At 26.4% G+C, this 10,469-nt stretch carries 9 protein-coding genes; 5 read left to right on the plus strand and 4 right to left on the minus strand.

Going from position 1 to position 10,469, the window contains the following annotated elements; genetic code table 11:
* Positions 1 to 11 precede the first annotated feature (11 nt).
* Genes AVANS_RS06415 through AVANS_RS06430 form a run of 4 tightly spaced genes read right to left on the minus strand, consistent with a single transcriptional unit; the run spans position 12 to position 3,224 of the window.
* On the minus strand, positions 12 to 956 hold the full coding sequence (locus AVANS_RS06415; protein ID WP_239817064.1) for a chemotaxis protein: 945 nt from the start codon (positions 954 to 956) through the stop codon (positions 12 to 14).
* 2 nt (positions 957 to 958) lie between these two features.
* Positions 959 to 1,687: a metallophosphoesterase gene (locus AVANS_RS06420; protein ID WP_239817065.1), complete on the minus strand. Its 729-nt coding sequence runs from the start codon at positions 1,685 to 1,687 to the stop codon at positions 959 to 961.
* Positions 1,687 to 2,166 carry a transcription elongation factor GreA gene (greA, locus tag AVANS_RS06425; RefSeq protein WP_239817066.1) on the minus strand — a complete coding sequence of 160 codons (480 nt, stop codon included), beginning with the start codon at positions 2,164 to 2,166 and terminating at the stop codon, positions 1,687 to 1,689. Before greA ends, AVANS_RS06420 begins: the two co-directional genes overlap by 1 nt.
* 2 nt (positions 2,167 to 2,168) lie before the next feature.
* Positions 2,169 to 3,224, minus strand: a complete 1,056-nt coding sequence (locus AVANS_RS06430) for a lipid-A-disaccharide synthase (RefSeq protein ID WP_239817067.1) — start codon at positions 3,222 to 3,224, stop codon at positions 2,169 to 2,171.
* Positions 3,225 to 3,311: 87 nt separating this feature from the next.
* Between AVANS_RS06430 and AVANS_RS06435 the strand changes: the two genes are divergently transcribed.
* The 5 genes from AVANS_RS06435 to AVANS_RS06455 all read left to right on the plus strand — a co-directional run bounded on the left by AVANS_RS06435 (position 3,312) and on the right by AVANS_RS06455 (position 10,425).
* A complete protein-coding gene (locus tag AVANS_RS06435; RefSeq protein ID WP_239817068.1) occupies positions 3,312 to 6,833 on the plus strand; it encodes an autotransporter outer membrane beta-barrel domain-containing protein in 3,522 nt (1,173 codons plus the stop codon).
* 157 nt (positions 6,834 to 6,990) lie between these two features.
* Complete coding sequence (locus AVANS_RS06440) at positions 6,991 to 7,563, plus strand: FecR family protein (protein WP_239817069.1); 573 nt, start codon at positions 6,991 to 6,993, stop codon at positions 7,561 to 7,563.
* 11 nt (positions 7,564 to 7,574) lie between these two features.
* The gene (locus tag AVANS_RS06445) at positions 7,575 to 8,483 is read left to right on the plus strand and encodes a FecR family protein (RefSeq protein ID WP_239817070.1); all 909 of its coding nucleotides are present in this window, start codon (positions 7,575 to 7,577) and stop codon (positions 8,481 to 8,483) included.
* Positions 8,476 to 9,753 carry a porin family protein gene (locus tag AVANS_RS06450; protein ID WP_239817071.1) on the plus strand — a complete coding sequence of 426 codons (1,278 nt, stop codon included), beginning with the start codon at positions 8,476 to 8,478 and terminating at the stop codon, positions 9,751 to 9,753. Before AVANS_RS06445 ends, AVANS_RS06450 begins: the two co-directional genes overlap by 8 nt.
* Before the next feature lie 9 nt (positions 9,754 to 9,762).
* Positions 9,763 to 10,425: a Type 1 glutamine amidotransferase-like domain-containing protein gene (locus AVANS_RS06455; protein ID WP_239817072.1), complete on the plus strand. Its 663-nt coding sequence runs from the start codon at positions 9,763 to 9,765 to the stop codon at positions 10,423 to 10,425.
* Positions 10,426 to 10,469: the final 44 nt, after the last annotated feature.

A 10,469-nucleotide genomic window follows, 5' to 3' on the forward strand; every position in this document is an offset into this window, starting at 1 on the left:
ATTTACGCTCCTTACTTATTAATATATGATTCAATTACTCTTGATACTTCTTTATAAAAAATATTAGCATCAAACTTAGTTAAAAAGGCATCTCCACCTACATCTTTACTCTTAAGAGTTGAGAACTCATTACTTAAAGATGAGTTAAATATAATTGGAATTCCTTTAAATCTTATATCTTCTCTAACCCTTGAAGCAAAGTGGAAGCCATCCATTTGTGGCATTTCAACGTCTGAAATAATCACTTTTACTTGATTTGCTATATCATTTTTATAAGCATCATAAAGCTCATTCATTTTGTTAAGTCCATCAACGCCATCTTTTGCCTCAATTACTTTAAAGCCCATTTTATCAAGCGCATCACGAACTAATTTTCTAGCAGTTGAGCTATCATCTAAAACAACAGCTGTTCCTGTCATTTTCTTAATTTCTTTTTCTTCAATATCAATTTTTGGAGAATAAATTCCTAGCTCTTCTACTATTCTTTCAAGGTCTAAGATTAATAAAACTTCATCATTTTCAATCTTAGCAATTCCTGTGATTTGACTTTTGTCAAAACCACCTGTATTAGTTGAAAAATCCGAACCTCTAATATCAGTAGCACTAATTCTTCTAATTCTTTTTGCCTCATGAACGATAAAACCTATCATAATATTTGAAAACTCAGCAATAATAATTCTAGGTTTTAAAACCATATCCTTTGGCTCAATAATATTCATCCATTTAGCAAGATTTATTACAGGAATTACAACGCCTCTTAAATCAAAAACACCTTCAATATATTCAGGCACACCTGGTAATTCTGTTAATGCTGGTATTTTTATAATTTCTTTAACTTTTGCAACATTCACTCCATAAATTCCTTCATAGACTTTATGTTGTCCTTGTTTATAGATACGAAAATCTACAAGTTCCATTTCATTAGAATCAGCCTTTAAGACTTTATCTTCTGCCATTTTTACTCCTTTCTGGGTAAGTTATATTTTTTTATAAGTCCATATTCTAGTATAAAAAAACTTCGGTCATTTGCAAAAGCTTCTAAATTCTTGTATTTTGTATTTCCTAATTCAAATTCTCTTCCTTGATGAAAGTGCCCTTCTATTATATAATCAATTTTTAGGCTTTTTTTTGCAAAATAATCTTGATATTTTTTAATTCTAAATTTCATTAAACTATCAAAAAAATCTAATTTTTTATATAGTTTTTTTACCTTTTGTTGATTGCAAATCTTTTGATAAATTTTATCAAAACATATAATATTTAAAAGATTTAATATAAAAATTACAAAAGGTAATCTTAAAAATCTTAAAGCTATTTGAGTAATTATTGGCAAGAAAATATCTCCATGAGAAATTGCAATATTAAGCTCTTTATATTTAGCTAAAATAGGCTGATTTTTAATGATTTTTACATTTTTAAAAAGTTTTTTTAAATTAAAATCATGATTTCCTTCAAAATAAATAATTTCAATTTCATTAGCTAAATTATCTAATTCATTAATTATGTTTAAATTATCAATTTCAGAGCTTTTAATTCCACCTATTAAAAGATTAAAAATATCTCCTAGAAGTATTACTTGTGGGGGCTTATTAAGTTTTAAATATTCAATAAATTCACAAAAATCTAGCCTAGTGCTATCATAATGCACATCGGCTATAAAAATCGCTTTGTCTTTAAGCTCAATCATTAAATATCAAGCTCTTTATAACTTATGCTAAGGATTTCATAACTTGCTTTTCCTTTAGGTAAAACAACGCTAAATTCATCTCCTTCATCTTTACCTAACATTGCCTTTGCGATAGGAGAATTTATGCTTATATATCCTTTTTCTAAATTACTTTCACAATCTCCTACAATACTAAAAGTCTTTTCTTCTTCAGTATTTAAATCCATAATCTCTACCGTGCTTCCAAATCTTACTTTATCATGATTAAACTCAGCAGGATTTACAATCTTTGCATTTGCTAAAATTTCACTAAGTTCAGCGATTTTTCCTTCTAAAAAGCTTTGTTTTTCTCTTGCTGCATGATATTCTGCGTTTTCTTTTAAATCCCCATGAGATCTTGCAATATCAATTTCTTTTACTACATTAGGGCGTTCAACTACTTTTAAATGTTCTAATTCTTTATATAATTTTTCATAGCCTTTTTGTGTCATTATTTGCATTTTTACTCCTTGATTAATTTTGCTAAATTGCTTGCTATTTCACCTTTTGTTAGTTCTCTTAATTTTATTGATTTTTGTAAAAACTCTTCTTTATTAGCGTTTTTAAATACTGCTAATAATTCATTTTCATCAAAGTTTTGTATAAATTCTTTGTGAAATTCGCCCAAATTAAGCTTATCAAAAATAATATTACAAAGTCCTATAAACTTGATTTTTACTAGAGTTTTTGCGATGAAATAATCAATCATTTTAGCCTTATAACATAAACAAAAGGCATTTCCTATAAGTCCTGCTTCAAGGCTTGCTGTACCACTACAAATATAAGCAAACTCGCAATTTTTAAGAGTTGTTTTAGTATCGTAAGAAATAGTAAAACCACTTAAATCTTCATATAAATATAATTTATCCTTTAAAAAAGTAGGCACACAAACAACGCATTCATAATCACTAAAATGCTTTTTAAGGTTTCTAAAAATTGGCATTAAAGCTTTTATTTCACTTTTTCTTGAACCTGGCAAAAATGCTATTAATTTTTTAGTTTTTGTATCGTTTTTAAAATATTCTTTTAAAGCCTCGTTGCTTGGATTTCCATAATATAAAGATGATTTAAAATACTGATTTTCAAAAGGTAAAATCCCAACTAATTCATCACACAAACTCTCAACAACCTTAATTCTACCTTTTTTCCATGCCCAAACTTGTGGCAAAATAAAATATATAATCTTACCTTTAAAACCGGCCTTTCTTAATGCTTTTGCAAAAGGTATATTAAAAGCAGGAGAATCTATTAATAAAACCTTTTCTATATTTTCTTTAAGTGCAATTTGAACTAATTCTTTTATAGCTTTTTTTGCTTTTAAAATTAGTGGTAAAACTTGCACGAAACCCATAGCATTAAACTCACTAAAGTCGCAATAATTGTAAGAATTTGAAATAGGAATTTCGTTTTTCAAATTAACATCATAAATCCCATATAAGCTAATATTGTCTAATTCTTTTAAGATATGTTTTAAATGAGTATTTGCTGAGTTTTCCAAAGCTATACTTAATAATTTCACAATTTTTCCTTTAATAAATTTTATTCTTTAAAGTATTTTCAAAGTTTTTTAATACTATTATAAAGCATATATTTAATAGGAGTTTGTATGAAAATAAAATATAGTGCAATTTTGCTTAGTATGAACCTTTTTGCTGGTGTAGTAAATCCTAATTTTGCTTATCAAGATTATTTAGATTTTGGAGCTAATAAGGGAAAATTTAGTGTTGGAAAAAACATATCAGTAACTAATAAAAGCGGAAAAGTTGTTGATTTTAAAGTTCCTATGCCAGATTTCTCTGCTGCAAATCAAAGTGGAGATTTAATGGGTGAGCTTACAAACATAGGTGGCTCTTATGCAATCACTGCAGCTCATATGATAAGCCCAACTCATAGGCCTGATTTGATCAATAAAGGCAAAAAATATGAGTTTGGCAATGTAGCTTCAAGTGTTGTGGCAAGTGATACTAATTTTAAAGATTATCTTAAATGGAATGATAACTGCAAAGAACCTCAAGCTGTAGATGATTTGAGAGATTTCGCAGTTATTAAAATGAGTAAATTAAATATAAATGCAAGCGCAAAGTTAATTAATAGAGAATTTTTTTATATAGACCCCTTTATTAGCGAAAATTTAAAAAATGATCAAAATGAACTTTATAAAGATAAATTTAGCATGAAAAATCAAGCTTGGAACAAAACTGAGTATGATAAATACATTGCAACAGGTAAAGAACAAGATAGCGAAGATATAGGAAAAGGAATTTTAATAAACCATCCTGAAAGATTTAGTGTATATGCTAGAAGTGGCTCTGGAATGCAAAAAATAGGCTATATTGACGGACAACTAGTTCCTAATTTAATTGAATACGAAGGTGTATATTTAACAGGCGGAGTTTTGTATCTTAATAAAAGTGCAAGTACTGATAATATAGGTATATTAAAACTTGAATCAGTTAGTGAAAATAGAATAGTTACAAAAGATTTCTCAAGACTTGATTTTTCTAATAACCCTGCACCTGGCGATAGTGGAAGTGCTGTTTATGTTTATGATAATCTAATTAAAGATTGGTTTGTTGTAGGAGTTGCAAGCACAAGTGATTGTAATCCATATGAAACAAACGGTTATGCTTGTAGCACTAGCTCTTACGCTCTTATAAATCATCATATAATTAATGATTTTAAAAATGGTTTCACAGCTACTTTAGATGGTAATGGTTATGATTCTACTACTATAAGTGCTAGTATAAAAGATAAAAATAATGAAAATAATAAAGACTTAGTATTTGCTAATGCAACAACAATTACTCTAAATGATAAAGAAAATTTAGGCTCAAGTGTGTTTTATTTTAATGATAATTCTACTATAAATGGTGGCGAAGTTTTACTTGGTGGAGTTGTAATAAACGATGGTAAGACACTTGAATTTAATGCTACAACAGGGCTTAATGATAATCTTCATAAAATGGGAAAAGGAAGCTTAAATATCAATGAAGAAAGCCTAGGAGGACTTAGAAGTGGCGAAGGTCTAACTATTCTTAATACCACTAACAAAGCCTTTAGCTCTATATATTTATTAAACGATGCAAAATTAAAAATTACTAATGAAAATCAACTAAAAGATACTAATCTAATCTTTAATGGTGGAGAGCTTGATTTAAACGGAGTAAATTTAAGTCTTAATAAAATTCAAGCAAATAATTTTAACACCCTAATTACGAATTCAAATTCCGAAGAATCAAAACTAAATATTACAAATCCTAAAGAGCTTGATATTTATCACGGAAAAATTGCTAATAATATTTCACTTGAATTAAATAATGCTAAAGATTTTGTATTTGATGGAGAATTAAATTTAAATAATTTAAATATTAATAATTCAACAATTAATCTTCAAGGACATCCACTAGCTCATGCTTATTTGTATAACATACAAACTGCAAATAAAGTAGGTGCAAATATAACTCCAACTACTAGCTTTCAAGAAGATTATGAAGCTAGAGTAAATAATATAGATAATATAGTTTTAAATAGTGCTAATTTAAATATTTTAAAACACAGCATTTTAAATGCAAAAAATATTACTTTAAATAACGCATCTAATTTAAATATAGGTGAGAATAAAATATATCTTGATTATTACGATAACAATCATATTAGCAATGGTGTAAATGATTTGGTATTTACTTCTAGCTTGCAAGAATATAATTCTTTAGCAAGTAATATAAATGTAAATGCAAATGTAGTTTTAAACAATAATTCAAGCCTAAATATTAAAAATGGTTCAGAGTTTAACGGAAGTATAAGCGATGATAACACAAGTAGTTTAAACTTAGAAAATGCAAACATTGAAGCAAATATAAATATTGCAAATCTAAACGCAACTAATACTAATTTTTATTTTGCACTAAATAAGACTTTAAAAGTAACTAATAGTGCAATGGGTAGCTTAAATACCTTTATGATAAAGCCTAGCTTAGCAGGAGAGAATAAATATCTATTAGCAAGTATAAATAATACAAATAATACAATAAAACAAGATTATTTAAAGGCAATTGAGTATAAAGAAAATATAAGTATTTATAAGCCAAATATTGAATTTGCTAACGAAAATGGCAAAGCTAATTGGTATTTAGTAAGTTTAAAAGAAGAAACGCAAGAGCCTGAGATAAATAACCCAAATACACCAAATATTGAAGAAAAACCTACTATAAAAGATTATTTCTTTGTGGAAGAAAATAAAGCAGTTACTCAAATGATTGATAATTCATTAAATCAAGTATTTTTCTCTTATGTTTTAGAATGGAATAACTTACAAAAAAGAATGGGTGAATTAAGAAATAACACTTCAAGTGGATTTTGGACTAGAGCTTATGTAGGAGAAAGTTCTTATAAAGATTACAATAAAACAAAATTTTATGAATTTCAATTAGGAATTGATAAATTAAATGATAGCAATTATTATAAAAATTACACAGGTTTAGTGCTAAATCAAAGCATTTATAAATTAGGAAATAATTTAAGTGGAGATATAAAAGGCACAGGATTTGGTATTTATAATAGCACTATTTTTGATAATGGATTTTATATAGACGCTATTGCAAAATACATCAATTATAAAAATGATTTTACTTTATATGTAAAAAATCAAAACGAAGTTTTAAACTCACTAAAAGCAAAAAATTCATCTTCACTAATTGCTAGTGTTGAATTAGGTTATAGAAAAGATTTTAATAATTTTTATCTTGAGCCACAAATTGAGTTTATCACTGGCTATGTAGGAAAACAAGAATTATCAAGCGAAGATAAAAAGCTTAATTTAAAATCAGATTCTTTTGTGCCGTTTAATATAAAAACCGCGCTTTTTATGGGTGCTAATTATGAAAAGTTTGCTTTAAGAGCTGGGGTAGGATACGCAGCTGATTTAATAAATAATGCCAAAAAAACTATAAAGGATTTAGATAGCACAAGTATTTATAATGGTAAAAAAGATTCAAGAGCCTTTGTAAATCTTTCAAATACTTATAAAATCAATGAAAAATCAACTCTAAATCTTGAGTTTGAAAGAACTTTTGGCGGTGATTTAAACATTGATTATAGCTTTAACTTAGTTTATAGATATTCGTTTTAATTCCTATTTCAAATTCCTTTCGTAATAATGTCTAAAAAGGCATTATTACGAAGATAAATATAAATTTCATTTTTTTAATATAAATTTTAACAAATATTTAATTTAAAATTAAACTTAATTGCCTAGAATTGTGGGTTAAAGTTTTTAAAGGATAGTTATGCGTTTTGCTTTATTTATTTTTATTTTTGCTAATTATTTATTAGCTAATGTTGGTAGCATTGTTAATTATGTAGGTGATGTAGAGATTTTAAGAAACAACGAAAGCATTGTAGTTCAAAATAAAAATTATGAATTATTAGAAAACGACACAATAATTACTAAAAGTAATGCAAAAGTTCATATAATATTTATAGATAATACAAATCTTACTTTAGGTAAAAACTCAACTATTAAAATCAATAAATACCTAATAAATGGAGCTAACTCAAAGGTAGATTTAAATGCTAAAAAAGGCAGCTATGATTTAACTAGTGGGGAGATTTCAAAACTAGCTAGACAAAGTTTTAAATTTCAGGCAAATACTGCAACAATAGGAATTCGTGGAACTAGATTTAGTGGAGATTTAAATCAAAAATTCGTAGATTGCAATGATGGTGAAATTGATGTAAAAGTAGGAAATAAAACCTATAATCTTAAAAAAGGCGAAAGACTACACTATAAAAACTTAAAAACAATAACACTAAAGAAATTAGAACCTAGCGAATTTAAAATGATTAGGCTAGGAAATTAAAAGGAGATATTATGAAAAAAATTGCTTTAATGATTTTTTTAGCAAGCTCGTTACTTGCAAATGTTGGTAAAATTGTAACCTTAAGGGGTGATGTTTTAATCGTTAGTGATAACAAAGAAAGAATTGCTAAAGCTAATGATATATTAGAAGAAAACGACACAATAGTTACTAAAAATAATGCAAAATTACAAATTAAATTTGTAGATAACACAATAGTTACTTTAGGTAAAAACACTACTTTAAATATTAACGACTATGTAATTGATGGCAAAAACTCAAAAGTAAGCTTAAAGGTAAATAACGGACATTTTAAAGTAATGTCAGGTAATATTTCTAAAATTGCTAGAGAAAACTTTGAATTTCAAGCAAAAACAGCAACCATAGGTATCCGTGGAACAGTATTCGTTGGAAGTCTTGGTAAGGTTGATAAGGTAGGATGTTTAGAAGGTGCTATTGATGTTAAAGTAGGTAATAAATCTCAACTAATTCAAGCAGGAAATCAATTAAGATTTGATAATGATAAAATCATCAAAATTGAAAAAATCGCACCAAAAGAATATGAGACAATTAACACTGGCAAAGAAGTGGCAAGCAACAAAAATGTATCATATAAAAATAATGAAAATTTCAATGAATTTTTAAATAAAAAAGAAGAAATGATAAAAGCAAAACAAGAATTATATCAAAACAAAAACTACCAAGAATATCAAAACAACTATAAGTATGGAAGTGAAAGAATTAAAGACTTAGATATTAATGCAGTTTCTAAAGATATTATTCAAATATGTAATGGAAATCCATATTGCATACAAAATAAAGTTAATTATGCTAATAAAGACTATTCAAGTGGTAAAAATTATCAAAATAATAAAAATAACAATAATGTAAATTACCCAAGACAAAGGGGAAGAAATGATTAAAAAATTATCATTAATTTGCTTAGCAACTTCAATTCTTTGTGCTGGTTACCTTGAAGAATATAATAATAAAAATTATAAAAAAGCATTAGAATTGGCAAAAGCACAATGCGATATTGATTGTAATAGCGAAGAATTAAATATAATATTAGCTAAAAGTGCTGAAAAATTAAAAGATACAAAAGAAGCAATAGCTGCTTATGATAGAGTTTTGATTGTTAATGAAAACAATATTGAAGCAAGGTTTTCAATAGCTAACTTATATTATGAAAATGGCAACCCTGAGCTTATGAAAGATGAGTTAAACTATATGTTAAATAATCTTGATTTAAGCCAAGAGCAAAAAACTAGAATAAATAATCTTTTAAGCAATCTAGAAAAAACAAAAGAAATTTCTAGACCATATTTCTTAGGAATTAATATTGGTTTTGGTTATGATTCAAACCCGCTTTATGGTAACGATAAATATACTGATTTTATAAGTATGGAAAACTTCCAAAATCAAAAAGCTAATAGCTCAACAAGTATAATTTTTAGCATTGATGGATCTTACAATTTAGATTTAGGGAATAATTATTCAACCCAATTTTATGGAAACTTTTATAATAAAAAATATCTAAAAAATAAAAGCGAAAATTATCCTGATTTAAATGTATTATCGCTAGGTATTAATCCAAAATATACCTATAATAATCATAAATTTGTTTTAAATTTAGGCTATGATTTTGTAATGTTAAGAAGAGCTGCATTTTTACATAGTATAAATTTAGGCTTTACTTATGAAAATAACTTAAATGATAATTATTTATATTCAATTTTTTATGATTATTCAAAAGGTATTTTTGATAATAGCTATGATAAAGATTCAAACTTTAATCACCATTCTTTAGGTTTTAATAATGTTTTAGCTTATAACAATAATATTTATTATTTGAATTTAAATTATGACTTTGAAAAAGCAAAAGAAAGCTTAAGTTCAAACTCAGATTTTAAAAGCTATGGAGTTAAAATAGGTGCTATTATTCCATTTGCTACTAGCTATGCTTTTAAACCAAGTATATCTTATACTCATACAGATTATTCAAAAGAAGATATTTCTTATTTTTCAAAAAGAAAAGATAATGAATACTTTGTAAGTGCAACAATAGAATATATGATTAATAGCAATCAAACTATTAGCCTTAATTTAAGCTATGATAAAGATGATTCAAATCATAATTTTTATGATAGTATAAATTACTCAACTATGCTAAATTACAGATATGAGTTTTAAAGGAAAATTATGCAAAATATTTTATTATTAAGTAGCGATAGATATAAACAATTAGAATCATTTGAATGGTGTGTAAGTATATTGAATGATTTTTTTGCAAAAACTAAGCAAATTGCTTTAGTTCCTTACGCACAAGTTGGCGATGATTTTAATGAATACGAAAAGCTACTAAAAAATAAAATAAACTCAAAAATAGTATCAATTCATAGCGACCCTATCAATATCCTAAAAGAAAGCGATGGGGTCTTAGTAAGTGGGGGTAATTTATTTGTTTTATTATATAGATTACAACAGCTTAATTTGTTAGATGCTATAAAAGATAAGATAAATAATTCAGCTTTATATGCAGGCTGGGGAGCAGGTGCGAGCTTGCTTTCAGAAGATATTAAAACCTGTAATGATTTACCTATTTTATATCCAAATAATTTAAAAGCATTAGGGATTTTAAAATATCAAATAATTACAGAATATATTCCACAAGATAAAGAATTTGCTTTAAAATTATTTGAATACTTTAAACTACACCAGAATTCATCAGTATTTGCCTTGCCTTATGGCTCAGCTTTAAAAATACACAATGATAATGCATTAGTTATGGGTAATGAAGGCGTATTAAAATTATCAGAGTACTACGAACAATACTTTAAAATAGGCGATTTTATTAAACTATAAAATACTTTTCGCTCACTGAATTTGAAATAAGAACTTTGCTAATT

This window comes from Campylobacter sp. RM5004, assembly GCF_022369455.1.
GTDB lineage: Bacteria > Campylobacterota > Campylobacteria > Campylobacterales > Campylobacteraceae > Campylobacter_E.

Coding starts and splice junctions, on each gene's coding strand:
- AVANS_RS06435 (WP_239817068.1), top strand. CDS start 3,312: ATGAAAATAAAATATAGTGCAATTTTGCTTAGTATGAACCTTTTTGCT.
- AVANS_RS06420 (WP_239817065.1), bottom strand. CDS start 1,687: ATGATTGAGCTTAAAGACAAAGCGATTTTTATAGCCGATGTGCATTAT.
- AVANS_RS06450 (WP_239817071.1), top strand. CDS start 8,476: ATGATTAAAAAATTATCATTAATTTGCTTAGCAACTTCAATTCTTTGT.
- AVANS_RS06440 (WP_239817069.1), top strand. CDS start 6,991: ATGCGTTTTGCTTTATTTATTTTTATTTTTGCTAATTATTTATTAGCT.
- AVANS_RS06455 (WP_239817072.1), top strand. CDS start 9,763: ATGCAAAATATTTTATTATTAAGTAGCGATAGATATAAACAATTAGAA.
- AVANS_RS06415 (WP_239817064.1), bottom strand. CDS start 956: ATGGCAGAAGATAAAGTCTTAAAGGCTGATTCTAATGAAATGGAACTT.
- AVANS_RS06445 (WP_239817070.1), top strand. CDS start 7,575: ATGAAAAAAATTGCTTTAATGATTTTTTTAGCAAGCTCGTTACTTGCA.
- greA (WP_239817066.1), bottom strand. CDS start 2,166: ATGCAAATAATGACACAAAAAGGCTATGAAAAATTATATAAAGAATTA.